Consider the following 24,802-nt stretch of genomic DNA (forward strand, 5'->3'; position numbering starts at 1 on the left):
GCGGCAATCGAGTGAGGTCGGTGCGATGGAAGAACCGCTGTTGCTGCAACACCGCGACGACCGTGGCGTCGTGACGCTCACGCTCAACCGCCCCGGCGCCTTCAATGCGCTGTCCGAGGCGATGCTCTCGGCGCTCGGCGAGACCGTGGACGCGCTCGCGGCGGACGGGACCGTGCGTGCCGTCGTGCTGGGCGCCGCGGGGAAGGCCTTCTGCGCCGGGCACGATCTGAAGGAGATGCGGGCCGAGCCGTCGCTCGAGTACTACCAGCGGCTGTTCGAACAGTGCACGGCCGTCATGATGTCGATCCAGCGGCTGGGAGTCCCGGTGATCGCGCGCGTGCACGGGATCGCGACCGCGGCGGGCTGCCAGCTGGTCGCGATGTGTGACCTCGCGGTGGCGAGCGAGGACGCGCGGTTCGCGGTCAGCGGCATCAACGTCGGGCTGTTCTGCGCGACGCCCGGCGTGGCGCTGTCGCGCAACGTTTCCCGCAAGGCCGCCTTCGAGATGCTCGTCACCGGGGACTTCGTCTCGGCGCAGGAGGCGCGGGCCCTGGGGCTCGTCAATAGGGTCGCGGCGGCAGAGGCGTTGGACGACGAGGTCGAGGCGCTGGTATCGCGCATCGTCGCCAAGCCGCCCGTCGCCCTGGCGATAGGCAAGGCGCTGTTCTACCGCCAGATCGAGACGGGCATCGAAGCCGCCTACGCCGACGCCGGCGCCACGATGGCCTGCAACATGATGAATCCCTGTGCGCTGGAAGGTGTTCAGGCCTTCATCGAGAAGCGGTCGCCGAGCTGGTAGTCGCCTCAGCTGCCCGGCGGCAGGCTGTTGGTCGTTATCGTCTTGCTCGGCGACGTCGTGCCGGTCGGGGCGCTGGTCACCGTGACGGTGCTCGTGCTGGTGCTGGTGCTGGTGCTGGTAGACGCCGGCGGCACCTCGGTGGTCGTGGTGCTCGTGGTGACAGTCGTCGTGGTCGACGAGGTCGTCGTCGCCGACGCCGAGGCGATCACACCGCAGGCGACCATCTTGCTCGACTGACCGGAGGGGGCGGTGCCCAGGTTGTCGACGTCCTGGTGCACGATCAGCGCCGACCCCGAGTTGCTCCGCAGGTCGGCGGCCGAGAACGAGTTACTGGTGGTGACGAGTTTCCCCGAACCGTCGGAGCGAACCTGCAACGCGGTCAGGTCGCCGCTGGCGGGATGACCGGTGTGGCCCGAGGCCTGGAACACGCTGCCGGCGGAGGAGAAGTCGCCCTCGCACTTGCCCACCGAGTGGATCTGCAGGCCGTGGAAGCCCTGGCTCAGCACCTGGTTGGGCGTGGTCTCGACGGTCACGGTCGCGTAGCCGTTCGCGAAGTCGAACGTCGCATTCCCGATGGACGTGCCGTCGGTGCTCTTGAGCTGGGTGGTCATCCGCTCGGTGCCCGGAGGCGCGGAGCTCGACGACGCCCCCGACTGGTTACCTTTCTGATTCGCGCACGCCCCGAGCGGTGTGATGGCGGTCAGTGCCACGACTGCGTAAACTGCGCCCTTTTTCATGGGCCGGGCCTACCCAGATTTGCGGATCGGCAAACGGCCGCTCACGCATGCACGTCGCGGAGGCCCACGGCAAAGCGCAACCCCGAGCAGTTGTAACACCCGACGCAACCGATGCAGTCGGCGCAGCCCGAGCACCCCACGCAGGCGATGCAGCGCTTGCAGAACGCGCACCCCAGACACAGGATGCTGCCGGCGAGCGCGAATGACAGTGCGGTGAAAAGACTTCCGGCGACGGCGGCGCTGCCGGCCGTCGCTACCGACCCCGCCACGCCGGCGCTGGCCACCGTCGCCGCCGATCCCGCCACCGCGGTGCTGGCCACCGTGGCCGCCGACCCGGCCACCGCGATGCTGGCCGTGGTGCCCACCGACGCGACCACCGCGGCGTTCGACGCCGCCGCGTCGCCGTCGGGGTCCGGTTCGCCCGCCACTGGGCGCGTGCCAGTCATAGCCCGACGATAACGATTCCGACGCCGAGCACAATCGCCACCGACAGCGACGCCAAGAGGAAGGCGACGACGCGCTCCTTGCCCGGCGACGCCTCGTGGGCGCCCGCGGCGATCGGCGCGAATCTCCGCCCCGCGCCCCACACCGCTGCCAGCAGCGTCGCCAGCCAGTTCGCGTAACCGGCATAGACGATCAGCACGACCGCGCCGACACCCCATGCCCGGGGCAGGTGGATGTGCGGCCAGAGCAGCCCCAGCAACACGAGGAACATCCCGTTGAGGACCGCCTCGAGGTGGCTCGACAAACCCATGCGCGGGTTCTTCAGCGCCGGGACGGCCAACCCCGTCAGCAGACCGATCAGGAAGAGGACCAGACCGAGCACGAACAGCGTCGTCTGCATCTTCCGAACAGTATCGGCCTACAGTCACCGCATGCCCATAACGCCGATGACGTCCGGAACAAAACCCCGGGCGGTGACTGCCCTGTTCGTCGGGGTCGACGTCGGGTGAATTCCTCGATCAGGCCGAGCGGCGGATGCCGCGCGTGCGGCCCCCAAGACGGCCTATGTCACCCTTCAGCAGGAGGTCGCGCTCGGATTCGGACAGGCCGCCCCACACGCCGTAGGGCTCACCGACTTCGAGCGCGTGCGAACGGCACTCCTCGATCACCGGGCAGCGCCGGCACATCTCCTTCGCGCGCTGCTCGCGCTGCATGCGGGCGCGGCCACGCTCGCCGTCGGGGTGGAAGAACATGGACGAGTCGACGCCGCGGCACAGGCCCTGCAGTTGCCAGTTCCAGATGTCGGCGTTGGGGCCAGGTAGCTGCTCCGGCTGTGGCATTCGTGTTTCCCTCTCTGCACGGCACGCCGTAATGGAGATCCGAGAAGCGTTCCGAGAAGCGTCCGAAAAGCGATTGTGCACTGATGGCGAGTGGCGTCACCGATGACTACCCGTTCAATCGTTGAACTTAGGTGCGTTGATGAATTTCCGTCAATAGCCAGTTAGCCCGGCAAAGTATGTGACCGTTGGAGGAGAATTAACGCCTCGTTCATCTAGAAACCATTTGCCGACCGCAAGGCGTGCTACCAGCCAACTTGGCCGGGCCAAGATCGCCCTGCTCAGGGCGCGAGGGAAGGGCGTGAGCAATTAGTACGGCCATCGTGGTGATTAACAGATCGGTAACGCAGAAACCACAAAGTGTTTACTTCTATCACCGTGATTGAAACTCGTCACACTTTTGCCCTCGACCGGGAGCTGGCCGGTGCCGCGTTCGGCGCCCGGCCCGGCGACTGGCCGTTGCCGACCGCGCGGACGCCGCACCAGCTGTGGCTGCGCGCCGTGGCCTGCGGCGGGCAGGGCCGCTACGGCAACGCCTTCGACGACCTGGCGGCGCTGCGCCGCACCGGCGATCGGCGCCTGGTCTCGCTGGCTCACAGCACGCACGGGTCGTTTGTGCGGCAACTGGGTTGGCACACGGCGGCGCGCGGCTGGGACGGCCGCGCGCTGGCGCTGGCGGGCGACGACCCCGAATCCAGTGCCGACGCGCTGATCGGGCTCGCGGCCGACGCGCTGGGCGTCGGCCGCTTCGCGGCCTCGGCGGCTCTGCTGGCCCGGGCCGACGAGGCGGTAGCCGCCGGGCCGGTGCCGGACCGGATTCCGGTGCGACGCGCCTGGGTCGGCGCGGAACTGGCGATGGCGTCCGGCGATGGGCCGGTGGCGGTGCGCCGCGCCGAGGAGGCGGTCGAGCTGGCCCGGACCATGGCCGTCACGTCGGTGCGGCACCGCGTCAAGAGCGACGTGGTGCTGGCCGCGGCGCTGTGCAGCGCGGGTGGCATCGAGCGGGCCCGGGCGGTCGCGGAGGCGGCGCTTCGCGACACCGGCCGCTACCACCTGACACCCCTTCGCTGGGCGCTGTCGTGCTTGCTGATCGATATCGGAAGCGTCACGTTTTCGGCACGAAAACTGCAGGAAATTCGGGATATTTGCGCAGGCCAGGTGCGCCACGCCGGAGGGACCTGGCGTTCCGCTTGAAACGGCTCCGCGGCCGTTATTGTCAGTGAGTTAGTTAGCCCGCGATGTGTCCCATCCGTAACGCTGGAGATACCGCCGTCGATGACAATTCAAGGGGAACGTCTCGACGCCGTGGTTGCGGAGGCCGTGGCGGGAGACAGCAACGCACTACGGGAGGTGCTGGAGACCATCCGTCCGATTGTCGTGCGATATTGCCGGGCGCGTGTCGGCACGGTCGATCGGGGTGGCCTCTCGGCAGACGACGTAGCTCAGGAGGTGTGCTTGGCCACCATCACGGCGCTGCCCCGCTATCGCGACCGCGGCCGCCCGTTCTTGGCGTTCCTCTACGGCATCGCCGCCCACAAGGTGGCGGACGCCCACCGCGCCGCCGGCCGTGACCTCGCCTACCCGGCCGAATCGGTGCCCGAGCGCTGGTCGTCCGACGCGGGCCCCGAACAGAGGGCCATCGAGGCCGACTCGACCAGCCGGATGGCCGAGCTCCTCGAGATCCTCCCGGCCAAGCAGCGCGAGATCCTGATCCTGCGCGTCGTCGTCGGCCTGTCCGCCGAGGAGACCGCCGCGGCGGTGGGCAGCACGACGGGAGCCGTCCGGGTGGCCCAGCACCGCGCCCTGGCGCGGCTCAAGTCCGAGATCGTCGCGGCGGGTGACTATGCCTGAGTTCCAGCCCGCCCTCGACGAATTGGCGCACACCGACCTGCTGCTCGACGCGCTGGCCGAGCGGCGGCCGGTCGGCCCGGACGACGACGACCCGGACTTCCGGGCGCTGACCACCCTGCTCGAGGACTGGCGCGACAACCTCAGGTGGCCGCCCGCCAGTGCCCTGGTGTCGCCGGAGGAGGCCGTTGGCGCGCTGCGCGAGGGGCTCGCGCTCCGCAAGCGCAGCCGGCGCGGCTTGGCCGCGGTCGGGTCGGTCGCGGCGGCCCTGATGGTGGCCAGTGGGTTCGGGGCCATGGTGGTGGAGGCCCGGCCCGGCGACACCCTCTACGGCCTGCACGCCATGTTCTTCGACCAGCCCAAGGTCAACGAAAACCAGATCACGTTGTCCGCCAAGGCCGATCTGGCCAAGGTGCAGCAGATGATCGACGAGGGCCAGTGGGACCAGGCCCAGAATCAGCTGGCCGAGGTCAGCACCACGGTGCAGTCGATGAACGACGGAGCCGACCGGCACAACTTGATGGACCAGGTGAACCTGCTCAACACCCGCGTCGAGTCGCGCAACCCGAACGCGACGCTGCCGCCCACGGCCGCCTCCACGCCATCCACGTCGACGGGCACCGCGCCGAACGCGACGACGGCGACGTCCCCGCGCCAGAGCCCGTCGCCGAGTTCAGCCGAGAGCACAACGCCGCCGTCTACTTCTTCGGGTACCACCTCGCCGAGCCCGTCGTCGGGCCGGCATCGGCATCACAACCACACGACGAGCCCGTCGCCAACGCCTTAGAGGAAAGGCGCGTGCGGGCGCTCAGCGACGGTGGAAGCCGTCCGCGTCCGACGTCGCTTCGTTGAGCGAGGCGTCGGCGTATCCCCGGCAGTAGTCCCACGTGACGTACGCGTCGGGCTCGGGGTCGTAGGCGGGCTCGTGTGGGCGGACCGTGCCGTCGATCAGCAGTTGCAGCAGGTTTGCCCGCAGCATGTCCCAGTCGTGGTAGTGGTCCTGCTGGCACTCGTCGCAGCACACCACCAGCCCGCGAATGCCCTTGTGCGCCAACAATGCCTCGTACACGGCGAGGTCCGCCAGGTCCGCCTCTACCGCCATCCGCTCCTGCTGATCGAGGGGTTGCCCCGGCTCGACGGCTTCCAGCGCCGCCGACGGATCACACGGGTCGTCGGCGAACGGGTCGGGCGGCAAACCCGGTGGGAGGTGGTCACGCACGCCCTACAGCCTACGCAGTGGGGCGGACAAAATGCCAGCAGGCGGACGCCGTGCGTTCGCGGCCCGCTCGACCCGCGCGGCACACGCCGAGCAAGCGGGTGCCGGGGCCTGCGGAGCCGATAGGATGGGCTTCTCACTCCTCGCTCGTATGGAGGGCTCCCAATGTCACGTGGCATGTCCAACCTGGAAGACAGCTCCGACCTGGTCGCCAGTCCGTACCTGCGCGGCGGCCCGCTGGGCGGTCTCGCTGACGACCCCGTGCCCACCGGCGGGGACGACCCGCACAAGGTGGCCATGCTGGGGCTCACCTTCGACGACGTGCTGCTGCTGCCCGCGGCCTCCGACGTGGTGCCGGCCACGGCCGACACCTCCAGCCAGCTCACCAAGAAGATCCGGCTCCGGGTGCCGCTGGTGAGCTCGGCGATGGACACCGTCACCGAGTCGCGGATGGCTATCGCGATGGCCCGCGCCGGCGGAATGGGCGTGCTGCACCGCAACCTGCCGGTCGCCGAGCAGGCCGGTCAGGTGGAGATGGTGAAGCGCTCCGAGGCGGGCATGGTGACCGACCCCGTCACCTGCCGGCCGGACAACACACTGGCCCAGGTCGACGCCCTGTGCGCCCGGTTCCGCATCTCGGGCCTGCCCGTGGTCGACGACTCCGGCGCGCTCGTCGGCATCATCACCAACCGCGACATGCGGTTCGAGGTCGACCAGTCCAGGCCGGTCGCGGAGGTCATGACCAAGGCCCCGCTGATCACCGCCCAGGAGGGCGTCAGTGCCGACGCGGCGCTAGGCCTGTTGCGCCGCAACAAGATCGAGAAACTGCCGGTGGTCGACGGCCACGGCCGGCTGACCGGGCTCATCACCGTCAAGGACTTCGTCAAGACCGAGCAGCACCCGCTCGCCACCAAGGACAAGGACGGCCGGCTGCTGGTGGGCGCCGCCGTCGGCGTCGGGGGCGACGCCTGGGTGCGCGCGATGATGCTGGTGGACGCCGGCGTGGACGTCCTGATCGTTGACACCGCGCACGCGCACAACCGCCTGGTGCTCGACATGGTCGGCAAGCTCAAGGCCGAGGTCGGCGACCGGGTCGAGGTGATCGGCGGCAACGTGGCCACCCGCGCCGCCGCCGCCGCCCTGGTGGACGCCGGCGCCGACGCGGTGAAGGTGGGCGTGGGACCCGGCTCGATCTGCACGACGCGCGTGGTCGCCGGCGTCGGGGCGCCGCAGATCACCGCGATCCTGGAGGCCGTCGCCGCCTGCCGTCCCGCCGGCGTGCCCGTCATCGCCGACGGCGGGCTGCAGTACTCCGGCGACATCGCCAAGGCGCTGGCCGCCGGCGCGTCGACCGCCATGCTGGGGTCGCTGCTGGCCGGTACCGCCGAGGCGCCGGGCGAGCTGATCTTCGTCAACGGCAAGCAGTTCAAGAGCTACCGCGGCATGGGGTCGCTGGGCGCGATGGCCGGGCGGGCCGGCCCGGGAGGGAAGAGCAAGTCCTACTCCAAGGACCGCTACTTCGCCGACGACGCCCTGTCCGAGGACAAGCTGGTGCCCGAGGGCATCGAGGGCAGGGTGCCGTTCCGCGGCCCGCTGGCCTCGGTGATCCACCAACTGACCGGCGGCCTGCGCGCCGCGATGGGCTACACCGGCTCGCCGACGATCGAGGCGCTGCAGCAGGCGCAGTTCGTCCGGATCACGGCGGCGGGCCTGCGGGAGAGCCACCCCCACGACGTCGCCATGACCGTCGAAGCGCCCAACTACTTCGCGCGCTGAGGGCCGAGATGGTCGAAATCGGGATGGGCCGCACCGCCCGTCGCACCTATGAGCTGAGCGAAATCAGCATCGTGCCGTCGCGGCGCACCCGCTCGTCGCAGGACGTGTCGACGGCCTGGCAGCTCGACGCGTACCGCTTCGAGATCCCCGTGCTGGCCCACCCGACCGACGCCCTGGTGTCGCCGGAGTTCGCCATCGAGCTGGGGCGCCTCGGCGGCCTGGGCGTGCTCAACGGCGAGGGCCTGATCGGCCGGCACGCCGACGTCGAGGCCAAGATCGCCCAGCTGGTCGAGGCCGCCAGCAAGGAGCCCGAGCCGTCCGCGGCGATCCGGCTGCTGCAGGAATTCCACGCCGCCCCGCTGAACCCCGACCTGCTGGGGTCCGCGGTCGCGCGGATCCGGGAGGCCGGGGTCATCACCGCGGTGCGGGTCAGCCCCCAGAACGCGCAGGCCCTCACCCCGGTGCTGCTGCAGGCCGGCATCGACCTGCTGGTCATCCAGGGCACCATCGTGTCGGCCGAGCGGGTGGCCAGCGACGGCGAGCCGCTGAACCTCAAGACGTTCATCTCCGAGCTCGACGTGCCGGTGGTCGCCGGCGGCGTGCAGGACCACCGCACCGCCCTGCACCTCATGCGCACCGGCGCCGCCGGCGTCATCGTCGGGTACGGCTCCACCCGCGGGGTGACCACCACCGACGAGGTGCTGGGCATCAGCGTGCCGATGGCCACCGCGATCGCCGACGCCGCCGCCGCGCGCCGCGAATACCTCGACGAGACCGGCGGGCGGTACGTCCACGTGCTGGCCGACGGCGACATCCACACCTCCGGCGAGCTGGCGAAGGCCATCGCCTGCGGCGCCGACGCCGTCATGCTGGGCACCCCGCTGGCAGAGGCGGCCGAGGCGCTGGGCGAGGGCTGGTTCTGGCCGGCCGCCGCGGCGCACCCGTCGTTGCCGCGCGGGGCGCTGCTGCAGATCGCCGTCGGGGAGCGCCCGCCGCTGGAGCGCGTGCTGGGCGGTCCGTCCGACGACCCGTTCGGCGCCCTCAACCTGGTCGGCGGGCTGCGCCGGGCGATGGCCAAGGCGGGCTACTGCGACCTCAAGGAATTCCAGAAGGTTCCCCTGACCGTCGGTAGCTGAGAGCTGTCCGGCAGGCCGCTGGCTTGTTAGCTGTGACTACGGCCATACTGGTGCCATGAAGCCGGATTACGACGTCCTCATCATCGGTTCGGGGTTCGGGGGCAGCGTCAGCGCGTTACGGCTGACCGAGAAGGGCTACCGCGTGGGCGTGCTGGAGGCCGGCCGCCGCTTCGAGGACAAGGACTTCGCGGAGACGTCGTGGGACCTGCGCAAGTTCCTGTGGGCGCCGCGGCTCGGGTGCTACGGCATCCAGCGGATCCACCCGCTCAAGAACGTCATGATCCTCGCGGGCGCCGGGGTGGGGGGGGGGTCGCTCAACTACGCCAACACGCTGTACGTGCCGCCGAAGCAGTTCTTCGCCGACCGGCAGTGGGCGCACATCACCGACTGGCACGACGAGCTCATGCCGCACTACGACCAGGCGCAGCGAATGCTGGGCGTCGTCACCAACCCGACCGTCACCGACGCCGACAAGGTTCTCAGAGAGGTCGCCGACGACATGGGCTGCGGTGACACCTGGGTGCCGACGCCGGTCGGCGTGTTCTTCGGCCCGGACGGCACGAAGACGCCGGGCAAGACGGTGCCCGACCCGTTCTTCGGCGGCGCGGGACCGGACCGCACGGGCTGCCTGGAATGCGGCTGCTGCATGACGGGCTGCCGGTACGGCGCGAAGAACACGCTGCTGAAGAACTACCTCGGCCTCGCGGAATCCGCTGGCGCCGAGGTGATTCCGATGACCACGGTCAAGGGCTTCGAGCAGCGCCCCGACGGGGTGTGGGAGGTGCGCACCGTGCGCACCGGCAGCTGGCTGCGCCGCGACCGGCGCACCTTCACCGCCGAGCACCTGATCCTGGCCGCCGGCACGTGGGGCACGCAGCACCTGCTGTTCAACATGCGCGACAAGGGCAAGTTGCCGCGCCTGTCCGACCGCCTGGGCGTGCTGACCCGCACCAACTCGGAGTCGATCGTGGGCGCGGGAAAGCTCCAGGTGGAACCGAACCTGGACCTGACCCACGGGGTGGCGATCACCTCGTCGATCCACCCGACGTCCGACACCCACGTCGAACCGTGCCGCTACGGCAAGGGCTCCAACGCGATGGGGCTGCTGCAGACGCTGATGACCGACGGTACGGGTCCCGGAGGCACCGACGTGCCGCGCTGGCGGCAGCTGCTCGAGCAGGCCGTCGACGATCCCCGCCGCATGGTGCGGATGCTCAACGTCCGGCAGTGGAGCGAGCGCACGCTCATCGCGCTGGTGATGCAGCACCTGGACAACTCGATCACCACGTTCACCAAGCGCGGCAAGCTCGGCATCCGCTGGTACACCAGCAAACAGGGCCACGGCGACCCCAATCCGTCTTGGAACCCGGTGGGCAACGAGGTGACCCGCCGGGTCGCCGAGAAGATCGACGGCGTGGCCGGCGGCACCTGGGGCGAGCTGTTCAACATCCCGCTGACCGCGCACTTCCTGGGCGGCGCGGCGATCAGCGACAGCCCCGAGCGGGGCCTCATCGACCCCTATCACCGCGTCTGGAACTACCCGAACCTGTACGTGGTCGACGGGGCCGCGGTCTCGGCCAACCTGGGCGTCAACCCGTCGCTGACCATCACCGCTCAGGCCGAGCGGGCCGCGTCCCTGTGGCCCAACAAGGGCGAGAAGGACGAGCGGCCGCTGCAGGGCGACGCCTACCGGCGGATGGACCCGATCGCGCCCGCGCACCCGGTGGTGCCCGCCGCCGCGCCCGGCGGGCTGCGGTGGCTGCCGATCACGCCGGTCACCAGCGCGGGGTAGCCGATCGCCGCTGTCGCCCCGTGATCGCGTCACACCGGCCGCACCCGCACCACGCGGGGGGTATGAGGTGATGCTGTAAAGCGATAGCGGATGCGATATCGTCGCCGTCCGCGAGGGCTCGTGATATCCCCCGTGCTATCGCTTTCTAGCACCCGCTACCCAGATCGGGAGGGTGCTGGAGTGACGAATGTGACTGCTGGCGGCGGTGCTCGGCGCTAGCTCGCAACAACCTGGAGCGGCGCACCGCTGACCACCCGGCTGCGCTCCCCGTGCACGTTCACCGGCACGTCGCCCATGAGCGTGACGCGGTGCATCAGCCGGGGTTGGTCGTCGTAGTCGTCGATGGCGCGGTGCTGGGTCGCCCGGTTGTCCCAGATGGCGACGTCGCCCTGCTCCCAGTTCCAGCGAATCGTGTTCTCCGGCAACGTGATTCGCCGCTGCAGCAGATCGAACAGCGCCGCCGACTCGTGGGCGTCCAGGCCCACGAAGCTGCTTACGAAGTTCCCGGCGAGCAGCGTGCGCTCGCCGGTCTCGGGGTGCACCCGCACGACGGGGTGCTCGGTGCGGAAGTCCGCCTTCTCGAACGCCTGCCGGAACGCGCGCTGCGCGTCGGTCAGGGCCTCGTCGCTCACCCCTGCCGTGACGTAGTCGTGGCGGTTCGTGTGCAGCGCCCACAAGTTCTCGACGAGGCACTTCAGCGGCTCGGGAAGTCCCGCGTAGGCCGCCGCCGTGTTCGCCCACAGAGTCGAGCCGCCATAGGTGGGCAGGGTGACCGCGCGCAGGATCGACGCGGCCGGGTAGTTGGCGGCGAAGGTGACGTCGGTGTGCCAGCGGTTGGCCTTGCCCCACTCGGAGTTGATCGGCGTGATGATCGGAGATTTGAACCCTGGGCCCGCGAAGGCGCCGGCGGCCGGGTGGCCGATCGGGGTGCCGAGCAGGCCGGCGAACGCCAGCTGCGCGGCGTCGTCGAGGTGGTGCTGGCCGCGGAAGAAGATCACCTTGTGCGTCAGCAGGGCGCGGCGGATCTCCTCGACGGTGGCCGGGTCGAGGTCGCCGCCGAGGCGCACCCCGTCGACGCGGGCGCCGATGCGGCTCCCCAGCTTGCTGACGGAAATCGAGTCGGTCATGGCGGTGGTCCTTTGACGGAGGGGTGTAGTCAACTGACTACATGATGCCATGCGTTAGTGTAGTCACATGACTACACGTTCGGCAACCCGGAAGCCGCCGACCGGCCGCGAAGAGGTCGAGGCCGCGATCCTCCAGGCGGCCACCGAGCTGTTCGCCGAGCGTGGCCCGGCCGCCACCTCGATCCGCGACATCGCGGCCCGGTCGCATGTCAACCACGGGCTGGTGTTCCGCCACTTCGGCACCAAGGAGCAACTTGTCGGCGCGGTGCTCGATCACCTCGGCGCCACCACGACCGCGCTGCTGGAGGGCGAGCCGTCCGCGGCGGACGCCGAACGGACGCTCGACCGGCACATGCGGGTGATGGCCCGCACATTGCTCGACGGCTACCCTGCCGGGAAGCTGCAGACGCGGTTCCCGGGAGCCGCGAAACTGCTGGACCACATCCAGCCCGGTCACCCCGACGAGCGCAGCGCGCGGCTGGCCGTCGCGAACGCCTTTGCGCTGCAGTTCGGTTGGCGATTATTTGCGCCATTCCTGCGCTCGGCCGCCGGGCTCACCGACCTCACCGACGACGAACTGCGCGAGGCGGTGGGCGCCGAGGTGGCCCGGATCGTCCAGCCGCGCTGAGCCTCACTGGCGCCGGGTGAGTGCCCGCCGGTGCAGCGGCTCACGGCCCGCCGGCTGCTCCGGCGGCGGCAGCAACGGCTTGCGGGCGCGAAGCGCGAGGGTCTTGGGGGAATCGGTGCTCAGCTGCAATTCCTCGCCGGCATGCCGGATGGTGAGCTGGCCGTCCGGCCCGTCGCGCACGGTGTAGGTGACGTCCGAGTGGTTGACGTCGACGGTCAGCCGAAAGTCATGCCAGCGCAGGCGAAATCGCAGCCGCGCGATGCCGTCGGGCAGTTGCGGATCCAGCGACAGGAACCCCTCGTCGTCGCGCAGGCCGCCGAAGCCGCCGACCAGCGCCGTCCAGGCGCCGGCGAGCGAGGCCATGTGCAGGCCGTCGCGGGTGTTGTGGTGCAGGTCGCGCAGGTCGATCAGCCCGGCCTCGTAGGCGTAGTCGTGGGCCAGCTCCAGGTGGCCCACCTCGGCGCACAGGACCGCCTGCGAGCAGGCGGACAGTGACGAGTCGCGCACCATGCGCCGCTCGTAGTAGTCGACGTTGCGCGCCTTCTCCTCGGCCGTGAACGCGTTGCTGCGCCAGTGCATCGCCAGCACCAGGTCGGCCTGCTTGATGACCTGCGCGGGGTAGAGCCGCACGTACGGGTCGTGCAGCAGCAAGGGGTATTCGTGGTTCTCCTTGAAGTCCCACTCCGCCAGCGTGGTGAACCCCTCGCACTGCTGATGCACCCCGAGGCCCGCGTCGTAGGGGATGTTGGCGGCGTCCGCCGCGTCGCGCCAGGCGGCCGTCTCCTCGGTCGTGACACCCAGCGCCTGCGCCTCCTCGGGGTGGCGGACGCAGGCGTCGGCGGCGGTGCGCAGGTTGTGGGCGGCCATCAGGTTGGTGAAGACGTTGTCGCGGACGATGGCCGTGTACTCGTCCGGCCCCGTCACCCCGTCCAGGTGCCACACGCCGTGGCGATCGTGGTGCCCGAGCGACAGCCACAGCCGGGCCGTCTCGACGAGCACGCTGAGGCAGTGCCGCTCCAAGTCGTCGTCGCCCGTGACGACGCGGTACCGCTCGAAGGCCATGGCGATATCGGCGTTGATGTGCCAGGCCGCCGTGCCGGCCGGCCAGTAGGCCGAGCACTCCTGACCGCGGATGGTGCGCCAGGGAAAGGCGGCGCCGTCGAGGCCCAGCTCGCCGGCCCGCTCCTTGGCCAGGTCCAGGGTCGACGCCCGCCAGCGCAGCGCGTCGGCGACGGCGTGCGGCGCGGTGTAGGTGAGCACCGGCAGCACGTAACCCTCGGTGTCCCAGAAGGCGTGGCCGTCGTAACCGGTGCCGGTGAGGCCCTTGGCGGAGATGGCGCGGCGTTCGGCGCGGGCGCTGGCCTGCAGCAGGTGGAACAACCCGAAGCGCACGGCCTGCTGCGACTCCGGGTCGCCGTCGACCTCGACGTCGGCGCTGTCCCAGAATTCGTCCAGGTACTTCCGCTGGTCGTCCAGCAGGCCCTGCCAGCCGCTGTAGCGGGCGCTGTGGATCGCGGCGGCCGCCTGGTCGCGCAGCGCGGGCCTGGACCGCATGCTCGACCAGCCGTAGGCCAGGTATTTGACGATGCGCAGTTTCTGACCCGCGCGCAGCCCGCAGATGACGGTGGTGCGGGCCAGGTCCGGGCGCGCGTCCGTGCTGAATTCCACGCGCCCGGGCACGTCGATCTCGTGGTCCATCGCGGCGGCCATCATCAGCGCGCTGCTCCTGGTGCGGTGCATCAGCAGCGCCCCGGTCTCGGTGTTCTCGTGGTCGACGGCCTCCAGCGGGTTCTCCAGGATGGCCGACACCCGCGGGTCGTTGGAGGTGTGCGGCTGGTCCTCGTTGGTGACCAGCTCCGATTGCACGGTCACGCGCACGAATTCCTCGACGGCCTCGACGACGTACTCGATGGCGGCCACGCCGCGCTGGGCCAGCGACACGAGCCGCGTGGAGACCACCCTGATCCGCTTGCCGGCCGGCGAGCACCACAGCGCCTCGCGGGTGAGCGTCCCGGCCCGCATGTCGAGGACCCGCTCGTGGGAGAGCAGTTCGCCGTAGCGGACGTCGAAGGGCTCGTCCTCCACCAACAGCCGGATGATCTTGCCGTTGGTGACGTCGACGATCGTCTGGCCGGCCTCGGGGTAGCCGTAGCCCGCCTCGGCGTACGGCAGCGGGCGTATCTCGTAGAAGGAGTTCAGGTACGTGCCGGGCAGGCCGTAGGGCTCGCCCTCGTCGAGGTTGCCGCGCAGCCCGATGTGCCCGTTGGACAGCGCGAACAGCGATTCCGTCTGGGCGAGCAGATTGAGGTCGAGCTCCGTCTCGCGGAAGTGCCAGGGTTCGACCGGAAACGATTCGTCGTCGATCATGACTGGAGGAGTTCCGCCAGGTCCTCGACCACCACGTCGGCGCCGTTGTCGCGCAACTCGTCGGCCTGGCCCACCCGGTCGACGCCCACCACAAACCCGAAGTTACCGGCGCGGCCGGCCTGCACGCCGGATATCGCGTCCTCGAAGACGGCCGCGGCGTCGGCGCCGACGCCCAGCAACTCGGCCCCGCGCAGGTACGAGTCGGGGGCCGGTTTGCCGGCGATGTGCTCGTCGCGCAGGGTGACGCCGTCGACCCGCTGCTGGACGTAACGCTCCAGGCCGGTGACCTCGAGGATGTCGCGGGTGTTGGCGCTCGACGACACCACGGCGATGCCCAGCCCGGCCTCGGAGACCGCCTCCAGGTAGCGGCGCGAGCCCTCGAACACCTCGACGCCGTCGTCGTGCAGGACCTTCTGGAACATCTCGTTCTTGCGGTTGCCCAGGCCGTAGATCGTCTCGGCGTCGTCCGGGTCGTCCGGGCTGCCGTCGGGCAACTCGATTCCGCGGCTGCTCAGAAACGATCGGACGCCGTCCTCCCGGGGCTTGCCGTCGACGTACTGCCGGTAGTCCGCGGCCGGGTCGAAGGGCACGAACTCGTCGCCGTTCTTCTCGGCCCGGTCCTTCAGAAAGGCGTCGAACATGGCCTTCCAGGCCTTGGTGTGCACGCTGGCGGTATCGGTGAGCACACCGTCGAGGTCGAACAGACAAGCACGCACCTTCTCTGGCAGACCCAGCACGGTGGGACCTCACTCTCCGGTCTGAATGGACTCATGTGAGCGATACCCACTCCACCATGCGGAGATGCCTGCCGCCAACGATCACCCGCCGATTGCCGTCGCGACCCCCTGAATCGCCCGCAGGCGTCGGTCCGTCAGCGCCCGGGTGAGGTTGTCGGCCTTGCGCGCGAAGTCGGGGACGAAGGCGTGCAGACCCAGCGGGCCGGCGGGCTGCGCGAGGATGGCCCGCATCAGTTCGGCCGCCTGATCGGTGAGGTCGTTCCACTGCTCGACGGCGAAACCGGACGCTTGGATGACGGTGCGCAGTTCGTCGGGGCCGACGAGGTGGCTGGCGGACGGCCCGTCCGCCCACGGCAGCGGGAAGTCCAGGTCGCCACCGTCGCCATTTGTAATGTCCCACAACACAAGCCGTCCGCCGGTGAGCACCCGGCGGGCCTCGGCGTACAGTCGCGCCTTGTCGGCCACGTTCATCTGCACGTGCTGGCTGATGACGACGTCGAAGCTCCCGTCGGCGAAGGGCAGTTCGGTGACGTCGGCCTGGTGGACGGTGATGAGGCCGTTGAGCCCGAGGAGCCCGTTGAGCCACCGGTGCGCCTCGCAGTACTCCTCGGTGAGGTCCACGGCGGTGACCGGGCAGCCGTAGCGGTCGGCGAGGTAGCGCGCGGTGCCGCCGACCCCGCTGCCGGCGTCCAGCACCCGCGTGCCGGACGTGATGCGCGCCAGCTCGGTCAGCTGGGCCGTGGCGATGCGGCCCATGGTGTGGAAGTCCTCGAGCATGGCGAGGTCGGCGGGCGCGAGCCGGTCCAGCTCTTTGCCGGCGGCGAGCAGGGCTTCGCGAATGTTGTTGCGGGACAATCCCGTTGCGTAATGGCCGCGGATGTCGGTGCTCATTTCCGCACCCAGGCGGTGATCATCGACGGCATCGTGAACACCGCGTTGGCCGCGAGGGCCTCATGACGGAACCGCGGCACGAACTCGTCGAGGTCGGTCAGGCCGTCGATAGCGAAGCCGGCTTGCTGCGCGATCGGTGAGACCAGCCGCCACACCTCGGCGGCGTATTCCAGCATGTCGGTGTCGGCGGCCGTGCCGATCGGCGTGCCCTGGGTCAACCGCGGTGTGCCCAGGCCGGCGTCGGCGAACACCTGGTGCAGCGTGGTGCCGAACCGCGCGCTGAGCCCCATGGTCTCGAAGGCCCGGACGATGCCCGCCGTCACCTGATCGAACAGCGGGAGGTCGGGGATGCTGCGCGTCGCGGTCATGTCGTTCTCGGAGAAGGCGACCACGCCGCCCGGGCGCACGAAGGAGGCGAGGCGGCGCAGCGTCGCGACCGGATCGGGCAGGTGCATGAGGATCAACCGGCCGATGACCGCGTCGACCTGCTCGTCCGGGACGACCTCGTCGATCGCGCCGTGGACGAAACGCGCGGTTGGCAAACCCATTTCGGCGGCCCGGGCGCGGGCCAGCTCAACCATTTCGGGCGCGGCGTCGACGCCGAGCACGCCGCCCGTCGGGCCGACGAGCTTCGCGGCGACGAAGGAGACGTCACCGGGCCCTGAGCCGATGTCGAGCACCCGCATGCCGGGCCGCAGGCCGGCCAGCCGCAACGCGTGCTCGGTGTGGTGGTTGTAGAGCCGTCCCTGCAGAAGCAGGCGCTGCACCTCGACGTCGGCGTGGCCCAGGGCGTAGGTGCTGCCGGTGCTGCCCGTGGGGGTGGCGGAGGGGGAGGGCGTGTTCATCGTGCTGCGATCCTTTCCGGTTCGACGGCCGCGGTGTGCTGTTCTCGCCACATCGCGGACTCGCCCGCGAACGCGGGGTGCGCGGGCCGTGGATGTTGTTGGAGGCGGTCGAATCTGTCCAGCCGGCGCATCGGCACGAGGCCGGTCAAGAGGAAGTCCCGCACCTGACGGAGGAAGTTCGCCGGGGTGCGCCGCGCTTCGGGGCCGGTGACATAGCGGCGCGCGATGGTGAGGAAGTCCTCGGGCTCGACGCCGGCGACGTCACGGACGTGGGTGGTGGGGCCGCCGAACTCCCAAGTTCCGAGGCCGTGTTCGGGCAGGTAGTGGCGCAGGCTGGACTGGAAGAACGGGTCGGCGCCCAGGCGTTTGGCGTTGACCCGCACGGCGCGCATGAACATCCATGGCGGTATGTCGATGTGCCGTACGCGCCGGCCCAGCGCCTCGCCGGCCGCGTCGGCGATGTCGCTGCCGGACAACAGCTTCGGACCGGTCGGGCGGTAGGCCCGCCCGTCGTGGCGGTGCGGGTCGAGCAGCCCCCCGACGGCGACGCGCGCGATGTCCTCGTTGGAGGGCGGGGCATTGCGCCCCCCGCCGGTCGGGGTCGGCAGCACCCCGAGCTGGGCGGCCATCGGCACCAGCTGCAGGTAGTTGTCGGCGAAGTAGCCCGGATCGACGGCCACATGGGCCGTGTCCGGCAGCAGCTCGAACAGCCTGTCGGTCAACCAGGCCTGCCGGGTCATGAGCGAGGGATGATCCGGGCTGGCCAGCCATTGTCCCAGCACCACAACCGCTTCCACACCCGCGCGCCGGGCGGCCACCGCGAAGGTGACGGCGCCGTCGAGCGCGTGGGGATGGTATGGCGGGTTGAAGAACACACGGTCGACCCCGGTGACCGCGGAGGTGACCTGCGCGATGTCGAACATGTCCGCGACGACGACCTCGGCTCCCAGGTCGCGCAGCCGGGCGCTGCGCGCGTCGTCGCGATGCACCATGGCCCTGGTGGGAACGCCGTGCTGGAGGAGCTGGGTGGCGACCGCGCCCCCGACCTTGCCCGTGGCGCCGGCGACCAATACTCGAGGGTTCATGACATTTGCCTTTCCAGTTGATGTGTCGGTTCCAAAGCCGGGAGGAGCCACCCGACGACGATCGCCGCGCCCAGCGCGATGCCCGCGCAGACCAGGGAGCTGACCTGCAGCCCGTCCAGGAAGGCGTGGTCGACGGCGTCGCGCACGTGGTGTGCCTGTTGTGTGGGTAGTTGTTCGATTACCCTGTGCGCCAAAGCCATCGAGTGCCGCATCGGCTCGGCCGGCAACCCCGTCAGCGCGGTCGCGCTGAGGTGTCCCGAGTACACCGACGCAAAGATGCTGCCCGCGATGGCCACGCCGAGGGTGCCGCCGAGTTCGCGCGTGGTGTCGTTGACGGCCGAGCCGACGCCCGCCTTGTCGGTGGACAGCGAGCCCATGATGGCCTCGGTGGACGGCGAAACGGTGAGGCCGAGGCCGCCACCGAGCAGCAGCATCTGCGCGGCGATCTCGCCGTAGGGGGTGGCGGCGTCGGCGGTGGACGCCCACGCCAGCCCGGCGGCGAACACGGTGAGGCCGCCGGCGACGACGGCGGTGGTGCCGATCCGCTGCACCAGCCGGGGTCCCAGGATGCTGGCCAGGGCGATCGACGCGGCGACCGGCAGCAGCCGCACGCCGCTCTGGAACGCCGTGTAGTCCTTGATGAACTGGAAGTACTGGGTGATGACGAAAATGAAGCCGAACAGGGTCAGGAAGCCGGCGGTCACCGCCAGGCTGCCGCCGGAGAACCGGCGGTTGACGAACACCGAGACATCCAGCATGGGATGGGTGCTGCGCCGCTCCCACAGCGCGAACATGACGAGAACGACTGCGGCCGTGCCGAATCCGGCGACGGTGCGCGCGTCGGTCCAGCCCCAGGTGGGCGCCTCGATGACCGTGTAGACCAGCGTCGTGATCCCGGCCGCGGACAGCACCAGGCCGGGGACGTCGACGCGCGGCGCCGCCGGGTCGCGCGAGGTCGGCACGAACAGGATGCCGCCGACGATGGCCAGCGCGGCGATCGGGATGTTGACCATGAAGATCGAGCCCCACCAGAAGTGTTCGAGCAGCCAGCCGCCGCTGATCGGTCCGACGGCCACGCCGACGCCCACCATGGCCGCCCACAGGCCGATCGCCTTGGCGCGCGGGGCCGGGTCGGTGAAGATGTTGGTGATCAGGCCCAGCGTGGTCGGGAAGATCACCGCTGCGCCCACGCCCATGGCGGCGCGCGCCGCGATCAGCTGGTCCGCCGAATGCGCCTGCGCGGCAAGGGCGGACGTCAGCGCGAACAGCGCCAGACCGCCGTTGAGCCAGCCCCGCCTGCCGAAGCGGTCGGACAGGCTGCCGGCCGAGAGCAGCAGCCCGGACATCACGAGGGTGTAGGCGTCGACGATCCATTGCAGCTGGGCGGTGTCGGCGTCGAGTTGGCGCGACAGGGTGGGCAGGGCGACGTTGACGATGGTGGCGTCGACGCTGATGACGAACACGCCGAGACAGATGACGGCCAGTGCCGCGGCGGGGTGATTGCGGAAGATCGGGGGTGCGGAGTCGTTGCGCATGAACAGGAATGTAAACGCTGTAAACAAACAAATCAAGTGAATACTTGAAAATCTTGTCTAAGTGGTATGCTGTGCGGGTGTCCACCCGCCGGAACTACAACCAGAACTGCCCGATCGCGCGCGGGCTCGACGTCATCGGTGAGCGCTGGACGTTGCTGATCCTGCGCGAGCTGGTCGGCGGGCCGCGCCGCTACAGCGACCTGCGGGCCGAGTTGCCCGGCATCGCAACCAATCTGCTGGCGGAGCGGCTCAAGGAGCTGCAGGAGGCCGGGCTTGTCGACCGCGCCGACCTGCCCGCCCCGATCGCGCGCACCGTGTACGCGCTGACCGACATGGGCTGGCTGAAGGTCCTACCGGTGCTGCGCAGCGTCGCGGCGCTGGGGCTGGACCGGCTGGACCCCGTCGACGGCGGCCCCGTCTCCACGCTCAACGGATTCCTCGCCGGAATCCTGTTGCCCTTCGACCCCGCCAGCGCCCCGGGCCTGAACGCCGTCTGCCGGGCCGAGATCGACGGCCGCCGTTTCGACTTCGCGTTGGCGGGCGGTCGCTTCACGGCCCCGCGCGGCGAGCCGGCCGTGACCATCACCGCGAGCGCGGCTGACCTGGTCGCCGCCCGGAGCGGGGCGTCCGATTCCAAGCGCAGGGCGGCGGCGCGGCGCATACGCGTCGACGGAGACCCGCAGGCCGTCGCCGCGGTGCGTCAGGCCTTCTCGCTGTAGGCGAGGCTCAGCAGCTCGTCCACCGACCACTGGTCGTTGGCGTGACTGCCGAGTTTGCAGGCCACGACGCGCCCGTCCGGGCGGATCAGGAAGTCGGCGGGCAGGCCCAGGTGGCCGCCGGTCGGATGGAGGTTCGTGTTGCGCACCCCCTGACGGAATCCGGCCGCCAGCGCCGCTGCGGGCATCGCCCGTGGGTGCAACAGCGAACGCGCCGAGGAGCCCACGCCGAACTCGGCGTACAGCGCCTTGTCGGGGTCGCCGATCACCGCGAACGGTAACTGGCCGACATAACGGCGCAACTCGTCGTCGGTCGAGTGGAACACGACCACCTCGCGGATGCCGGCGTCGGCGATCTCGTCGTGCCGGCGCACGAGCGACTGCAGGTGGACGTTGCAGATCGGGCATCCCGCGAAGCGCCGGAATTGCAGGTGCACAAGGTGTTCCGGATCGGGAACGCAGACGGCTTCGCCGGAGACGCTGACGAGTTCCCGTGGGGCAACGACGCTTCCTGTTCGGCAGCCCTGGGTCACGGATGGCTCCTTGTCCGACGTGGTGAGGTCCAGACTAGCGAGCGCGCCTAGCCGAGGAGGGCGGCCGTCAGTGCCAGGGTGAGGAACTTGCCGTAGCGCGCGGCCGACCAACCGCGCTCCAGCACGAGAAGCTCGTAGAGCTCGGGTGCATGGTACGTCCACAGGATGTCGCGCGCCTGGGTGGTGCCGACCCGCAGCTCGCCGGTTTCGGCGAGGTCGGACGCGAACATGGTCATGGCCGTGAGGGTTTCGTGGCGGATCTGCTTCCACACCTGCGCGGCGTCCGGGGACGCCGCCGCGCCGTCACGGGCCAGCAACTGGACCGGGGCGCTGCGCGGCATCGTGGCGGCCAGGTGCCTGGCGTAGAGCTCGATCTTGCGGGCCGCCCGCGCCGCGTCGCGCACGTCCTGGATGACGTCGCGCCCGGCCATGGGAACCGGTTCGTCGTCGCCGGCGACCGACACGTCGAACAGCGCTTTGAGCACGCCCGCCTTCGTCGTGAACGCCTTGTACACGGTCTCGACCGACACGCCGGCGTCGCGCGCGATCTCGGCGACCGTGGTCGCCGAGTAGCCCTGGGCCAGGAAGCGCGTCCGGGCCGCCGCGAGGACGGCGTGCCGGTTCTGCTGGGCCTGTTGGCGACGGCGGCTCGAGTCGTAGCGGCGGGGTGACGGACCGCCGTCCGGCCTATTGACAGATCCCATATTTGAGTACATGCTCCTGTATCGAATACTATTACTTGTATCAAAGATAGGGAGACTCGTATGACCACCGCAATCCCCGCCCGCGCCACTTTGTCCGACTTCGACTCTTTGACCGAGGTGGCGCGCGCCCTGGCGCCCGAGATCACCGGGCGCGCCGACGAGGCCGAGGCCCTCGGGACGCTGCCCGTCGACCTGGTGGGGCGGCTGCGCGCGGCCGGCATCTTCCGTGCCCTTCAACCGCGCACGCTCGGCGGCTGCGAGGTGGCGCCCGTCGAGTTCATCGAAACGATCGAGGAATTGGCGCGCGCCGACGGTTCGACGGGCTGGATCGCGGCCATCGGCGCCGGCGGACCCGCGTTCACCGCGTGGCTCGACCCGGCCGTCGCCGCGGAGTTGTTCGGGCCGAACGCCGACTTCCTGGCGGCCACCGTGTTCGCCCCCACCGGCCGGGCGGTCCCGGACGGCGCCGGCCGGTTCACCCTCGACGGGCGGTGGCCGTTCGCCAGCGGCTGCCGCCACGCCGAGTGGATGCTGGCCGGGGCGATGGTGTTCGACGCCCCCGACGCTGCGGCGCCCAGGATGATCCCGGAGCGGGGCCCGGACTGGCGCGTGGCGTTCTTTCCGCGCGCCGAGGCCGAAATCGTCGACAACTGGGACGTTCTGGGTCTGCGCGCCACCGGCAGCAACGATGTGGTGGGCCGGGGACTGCGCGTCGCCGAGGAGCACACGATCAGCCCGTTCTTCGAGCCGGCCCGTCAGGACGGGCCGCTGTGGAGGCTGCCCTTCTTCACGCTCGTCGGCGTGGCCCTCGTGGGTGTCCCGCTCGGCATCGCGCGGCGCGCGCTCGACGAGTACACCGCGCTCGCGGCCACCAAGGCCCGCGCGGGCACGTTCGCTACGCTCGCCGAGGATCCGGCGGCCCAGGTCGAGTTCGCCAGTGCCGAAGCCGGTTTGCGGTCGGCGCGGGCCTTCGTCGTCGACCGGGCGGGCGCGCTGTGGGACGCCGCCCGCGCCGGCGATGCCCCCTCACTCGAGCAACGCGCCGGCTTCCAGCTGGCGGCCCACCACGCCATGCGCGCGGCCCGTCGGGCGGTCGACGCCGCGTTCGGCCTGACCGGTGCAGGCGCGGTGCACGCGGGTCATCCGCTGCAACGGTGCTTCCGCGACATCCACACCGCGGGCCAGCACGTGTATTTCAGCCCGGCGGCGCTGAAGCGCTACGCCGGCACCCGGTTCGGTCTCGCGCAGCCGACCCACTTGATGTGACGGGGCAGCCACTAAGCTGGCCGCGTGGCCCAACCTACTGACGACGAAGCCGTCGGCAAGCCGTCGCGACCCGTGCTTGTCGTCGACTTCGGCGCGCAATACGCGCAGCTGATCGCCCGCCGGGTGCGCGAGGCGCGGGTCTTCTCCGAGGTCGTCCCGCACACCGCCTCGGTCGACGAGATCAAGGCCCGGCACCCGTCGGCGCTCGTGCTCTCGGGCGGCCCGTCCAGCGTCTACGCCGAGGGCGCGCCGCAGATCGACCCCGCGCTGTTCGACCTCGGGGTACCGGTGTTCGGCATCTGCTACGGGTTCCAGGCGATGGCCCAGGCGCTGGGCGGGACCGTCGCCCGCACCGGCACCAGCGAGTACGGGCGCACTGAGCTCAAAGTGGTTGGCGGCGAGCTTCATTCGGGACTGCCGAGCACGCAGCCCGTCTGGATGAGCCACGGCGACGCCGTCACCGCCGCCCCCGATGGCTTCGACGTGGTGGCCAGCAGCGCGGGCGCGGCGGTCGCCGGTTTCGAGAGCCGGGAGCGGCGCCTGGCCGGGGTGCAGTACCACCCCGAGGTGATGCACACCCCGCACGGGCAGCAGGTGCTCAGCAGGTTCCTGCACGACTTCGCCGGGCTGGGCGCGGACTGGACGCCCGCCAACATCGCCGACGCTCTCGTCGCCCAGGTGCGCGCGCAGATCGGCGACGGCCACGCCATCTGCGGGCTGTCCGGCGGCGTCGACTCGGCGGTGGCCGCCGCGCTGGTGCAGCGCGCGATCGGGGACAGGCTGACGTGCGTCTTCGTCGACCACGGGCTGTTGCGGGCCGGCGAGCGCGCGCAGGTGCAGCGTGACTTCGTCGCCGCGACGGGCGCCAACCTCGTCACCGTCGACGCGGCGGACACGTTCCTGCAGGCGCTCTCGGGAGTGACCAATCCCGAGGGCAAGCGCAAGATCATCGGCCGGCAGTTCATCCGGGCGTTCGAGGGCGCGGTGCGGGATATCTTGCAAGACAGTGGGGCGGACACGGACTCTGAAGTCGACTTCCTGGTGCAGGGCACGCTGTATCCCGACGTGGTGGAGTCCGGCGGGGGCAGCGGCACCGCGAACATCAAGAGCCACCACAACGTCGGCGGCCTGCCCGACGACCTGAAGTTCAAGCTCGTCGAGCCGCTGCGGCTGCTGTTCAAAGACGAGGTGCGTGCCGTCGGCCGGGAACTGGGCCTGCCCGAGGAAATCGTTGCGCGGCAACCCTTTCCGGGCCCCGGCTTGGGCATCCGGATCGTCGGCGAGGTCACCGCGCAGCGGCTGGAGACACTGCGGCGCGCCGACTCGATCGCGCGCGAGGAACTCACCGCGGCCGGCCTCGACGCGCTGATCTGGCAGTGCCCGGTCGTGCTGCTCGGCGACGTCCGCTCGGTCGGGGTGCAGGGGGACAACCGCACTTACGGGCACCCGATCGTGCTGCGCCCGGTGTCCAGTGAGGACGCCATGACGGCCGACTGGACCCGCGTGCCGTATGAGGTGCTGGAGCGCATCTCGACCCGCATCACCAACGAGGTGGCCGAGGTCAACCGCGTGGTGCTCGACATCACGAGCAAGCCGCCCGGCACGATCGAGTGGGAGTAGTCGGCGGAAGGTCGCGCGACACGTAACCGGTTGTGAAGACACGCCGCTTGGGCTCAAGGGGTGATTGCAACACTTCGTAGTTAGGGGTGTTGATGACGGGTGAGCCTCAGGGGTTATCGGTGCGCCGTCGGTTTTGGGAGCTGGTAGCGCAGGGTGTGCCGCCG

General features: G+C 70.2%; 25 protein-coding genes. 11 read left to right on the plus strand and 14 right to left on the minus strand.

Features of this window, described 5'->3' with window-relative positions; genetic code table 11:
• Positions 1-25 precede the first annotated feature (25 nt).
• Positions 26-799 carry an enoyl-CoA hydratase gene (locus GPY60_RS09170; RefSeq protein ID WP_156687338.1) on the plus strand — a complete coding sequence of 258 codons (774 nt, stop codon included), beginning with the start codon at positions 26-28 and terminating at the stop codon, positions 797-799.
• 5 nt (positions 800-804) lie between these two features.
• On the opposite strand, the gene GPY60_RS09175 is transcribed toward GPY60_RS09170, so the two are convergent.
• From GPY60_RS09175 to GPY60_RS09190, 4 genes are all read right to left on the minus strand, one after another.
• The gene (locus GPY60_RS09175; protein ID WP_156687339.1) at positions 805-1,536 is read right to left on the minus strand and encodes a superoxide dismutase family protein; all 732 of its coding nucleotides are present in this window, start codon (positions 1,534-1,536) and stop codon (positions 805-807) included.
• 41 nt (positions 1,537-1,577) lie between these two features.
• Positions 1,578-1,982, minus strand: a complete 405-nt coding sequence (locus GPY60_RS09180) for a hypothetical protein (RefSeq protein WP_231639507.1) — start codon at positions 1,980-1,982, stop codon at positions 1,578-1,580.
• Positions 1,979-2,380, minus strand: coding sequence for a hydrogenase (locus GPY60_RS09185; protein ID WP_156687340.1), 402 nt, complete (start codon positions 2,378-2,380; stop codon positions 1,979-1,981). The genes GPY60_RS09180 and GPY60_RS09185 overlap by 4 nt, the downstream gene beginning before the upstream one ends.
• A 118-nt stretch (positions 2,381-2,498) precedes the next feature.
• Positions 2,499-2,819 carry a WhiB family transcriptional regulator gene (locus GPY60_RS09190; protein ID WP_156687341.1) on the minus strand — a complete coding sequence of 107 codons (321 nt, stop codon included), beginning with the start codon at positions 2,817-2,819 and terminating at the stop codon, positions 2,499-2,501.
• Positions 2,820-3,194: 375 nt separating this feature from the next.
• Between GPY60_RS09190 and GPY60_RS09195 the strand changes: the two genes are divergently transcribed.
• The 3 genes from GPY60_RS09195 (at position 3,195) to GPY60_RS09205 (ending at position 5,451) form a co-directional block, all read left to right on the plus strand.
• Positions 3,195-4,010, plus strand: coding sequence for a hypothetical protein (locus GPY60_RS09195; protein WP_231639509.1), 816 nt, complete (start codon positions 3,195-3,197; stop codon positions 4,008-4,010).
• An 81-nt stretch (positions 4,011-4,091) separates the two neighbouring features.
• Complete coding sequence (locus GPY60_RS09200; RefSeq protein WP_197283607.1) at positions 4,092-4,667, plus strand: sigma-70 family RNA polymerase sigma factor; 576 nt, start codon at positions 4,092-4,094, stop codon at positions 4,665-4,667.
• On the plus strand, positions 4,660-5,451 hold the full coding sequence (locus GPY60_RS09205) for an anti-sigma-D factor RsdA (protein ID WP_197283608.1): 792 nt from the start codon (positions 4,660-4,662) through the stop codon (positions 5,449-5,451). The genes GPY60_RS09200 and GPY60_RS09205 overlap by 8 nt, the downstream gene beginning before the upstream one ends.
• A 21-nt stretch (positions 5,452-5,472) precedes the next feature.
• Here the strand turns inward: GPY60_RS09205 and GPY60_RS09210 are convergent, their stop codons facing one another.
• On the minus strand, positions 5,473-5,883 hold the full coding sequence (locus GPY60_RS09210; RefSeq protein ID WP_085255589.1) for a DUF5319 domain-containing protein: 411 nt from the start codon (positions 5,881-5,883) through the stop codon (positions 5,473-5,475).
• Positions 5,884-6,045: 162 nt separating this feature from the next.
• Here GPY60_RS09210 and guaB point away from each other — a divergent pair, with 162 nt between their 5' ends.
• From guaB to GPY60_RS09225, 3 genes are read left to right on the plus strand one after another with little or no spacing between them, the layout of a single operon-like run.
• Positions 6,046-7,656, plus strand: a complete 1,611-nt coding sequence (gene guaB, locus GPY60_RS09215) for an IMP dehydrogenase (protein WP_156687344.1) — start codon at positions 6,046-6,048, stop codon at positions 7,654-7,656.
• Positions 7,657-7,664: 8 nt separating this feature from the next.
• Positions 7,665-8,792, plus strand: a complete 1,128-nt coding sequence (locus tag GPY60_RS09220) for a GuaB3 family IMP dehydrogenase-related protein (protein ID WP_156687345.1) — start codon at positions 7,665-7,667, stop codon at positions 8,790-8,792.
• Positions 8,793-8,847: 55 nt separating this feature from the next.
• Positions 8,848-10,584 (plus strand): GMC oxidoreductase, encoded by a 1,737-nt coding sequence (locus tag GPY60_RS09225; RefSeq protein ID WP_156687346.1) that lies wholly within the window; start codon positions 8,848-8,850, stop codon positions 10,582-10,584.
• Between the two features lie 215 nt (positions 10,585-10,799).
• Here the strand turns inward: GPY60_RS09225 and GPY60_RS09230 are convergent, their stop codons facing one another.
• Positions 10,800-11,711 carry a TauD/TfdA dioxygenase family protein gene (locus GPY60_RS09230; RefSeq protein ID WP_156687347.1) on the minus strand — a complete coding sequence of 304 codons (912 nt, stop codon included), beginning with the start codon at positions 11,709-11,711 and terminating at the stop codon, positions 10,800-10,802.
• A gap of 67 nt (positions 11,712-11,778) precedes the next feature.
• Here GPY60_RS09230 and GPY60_RS09235 point away from each other — a divergent pair, with 67 nt between their 5' ends.
• Complete coding sequence (locus tag GPY60_RS09235) at positions 11,779-12,339, plus strand: TetR/AcrR family transcriptional regulator (protein ID WP_156687348.1); 561 nt, start codon at positions 11,779-11,781, stop codon at positions 12,337-12,339.
• A gap of 3 nt (positions 12,340-12,342) precedes the next feature.
• Here GPY60_RS09235 and GPY60_RS09240 read toward each other — a convergent pair whose 3' ends face one another.
• The 6 genes from GPY60_RS09240 to GPY60_RS09265 form a co-directional block, all read right to left on the minus strand.
• Entirely contained in the window at positions 12,343-14,706 is a 2,364-nt protein-coding gene (locus GPY60_RS09240) for a glycoside hydrolase family 65 protein (protein WP_156687349.1), read from the minus strand.
• Positions 14,703-15,443 (minus strand): beta-phosphoglucomutase family hydrolase, encoded by a 741-nt coding sequence (locus tag GPY60_RS09245; protein WP_156687350.1) that lies wholly within the window; start codon positions 15,441-15,443, stop codon positions 14,703-14,705. Before GPY60_RS09245 ends, GPY60_RS09240 begins: the two co-directional genes overlap by 4 nt.
• An 81-nt stretch (positions 15,444-15,524) precedes the next feature.
• Complete coding sequence (locus tag GPY60_RS09250; RefSeq protein WP_156687351.1) at positions 15,525-16,334, minus strand: class I SAM-dependent methyltransferase; 810 nt, start codon at positions 16,332-16,334, stop codon at positions 15,525-15,527.
• Positions 16,331-17,179 (minus strand): class I SAM-dependent methyltransferase, encoded by an 849-nt coding sequence (locus GPY60_RS09255; RefSeq protein ID WP_156687352.1) that lies wholly within the window; start codon positions 17,177-17,179, stop codon positions 16,331-16,333. Before GPY60_RS09255 ends, GPY60_RS09250 begins: the two co-directional genes overlap by 4 nt.
• The gene (locus GPY60_RS09260; RefSeq protein WP_156687353.1) at positions 17,176-18,264 is read right to left on the minus strand and encodes an NmrA family NAD(P)-binding protein; all 1,089 of its coding nucleotides are present in this window, start codon (positions 18,262-18,264) and stop codon (positions 17,176-17,178) included. The genes GPY60_RS09255 and GPY60_RS09260 overlap by 4 nt, the downstream gene beginning before the upstream one ends.
• On the minus strand, positions 18,261-19,799 hold the full coding sequence (locus GPY60_RS09265; RefSeq protein ID WP_156687354.1) for an MFS transporter: 1,539 nt from the start codon (positions 19,797-19,799) through the stop codon (positions 18,261-18,263). Before GPY60_RS09265 ends, GPY60_RS09260 begins: the two co-directional genes overlap by 4 nt.
• Positions 19,800-19,876: 77 nt before the next feature.
• Here GPY60_RS09265 and GPY60_RS09270 point away from each other — a divergent pair, with 77 nt between their 5' ends.
• Positions 19,877-20,518 carry a winged helix-turn-helix transcriptional regulator gene (locus GPY60_RS09270; protein ID WP_156687355.1) on the plus strand — a complete coding sequence of 214 codons (642 nt, stop codon included), beginning with the start codon at positions 19,877-19,879 and terminating at the stop codon, positions 20,516-20,518.
• On the opposite strand, the gene GPY60_RS09275 is transcribed toward GPY60_RS09270, so the two are convergent.
• Entirely contained in the window at positions 20,500-21,048 is a 549-nt protein-coding gene (locus tag GPY60_RS09275) for a peroxiredoxin-like family protein (protein WP_156687356.1), read from the minus strand. The genes GPY60_RS09270 and GPY60_RS09275 overlap by 19 nt on opposite strands.
• A gap of 47 nt (positions 21,049-21,095) precedes the next feature.
• A complete protein-coding gene (locus GPY60_RS09280) occupies positions 21,096-21,752 on the minus strand; it encodes a TetR/AcrR family transcriptional regulator (protein WP_156687357.1) in 657 nt (218 codons plus the stop codon).
• A gap of 60 nt (positions 21,753-21,812) precedes the next feature.
• On the opposite strand from GPY60_RS09280, the gene GPY60_RS09285 reads away from it, so the two are divergent.
• Both GPY60_RS09285 and guaA read left to right on the plus strand, forming a co-directional pair.
• Positions 21,813-23,018 carry an acyl-CoA dehydrogenase family protein gene (locus GPY60_RS09285; protein ID WP_156687358.1) on the plus strand — a complete coding sequence of 402 codons (1,206 nt, stop codon included), beginning with the start codon at positions 21,813-21,815 and terminating at the stop codon, positions 23,016-23,018.
• A gap of 24 nt (positions 23,019-23,042) precedes the next feature.
• Complete coding sequence (gene guaA, locus GPY60_RS09290; protein WP_156687359.1) at positions 23,043-24,638, plus strand: glutamine-hydrolyzing GMP synthase; 1,596 nt, start codon at positions 23,043-23,045, stop codon at positions 24,636-24,638.
• Positions 24,639-24,802 lie beyond the last annotated feature (164 nt).

Source organism: Mycobacterium sp. Marseille-P9652 (assembly GCF_902652685.1).
Classification (GTDB): Bacteria; Actinomycetota; Actinomycetes; order Mycobacteriales; family Mycobacteriaceae; genus Mycobacterium.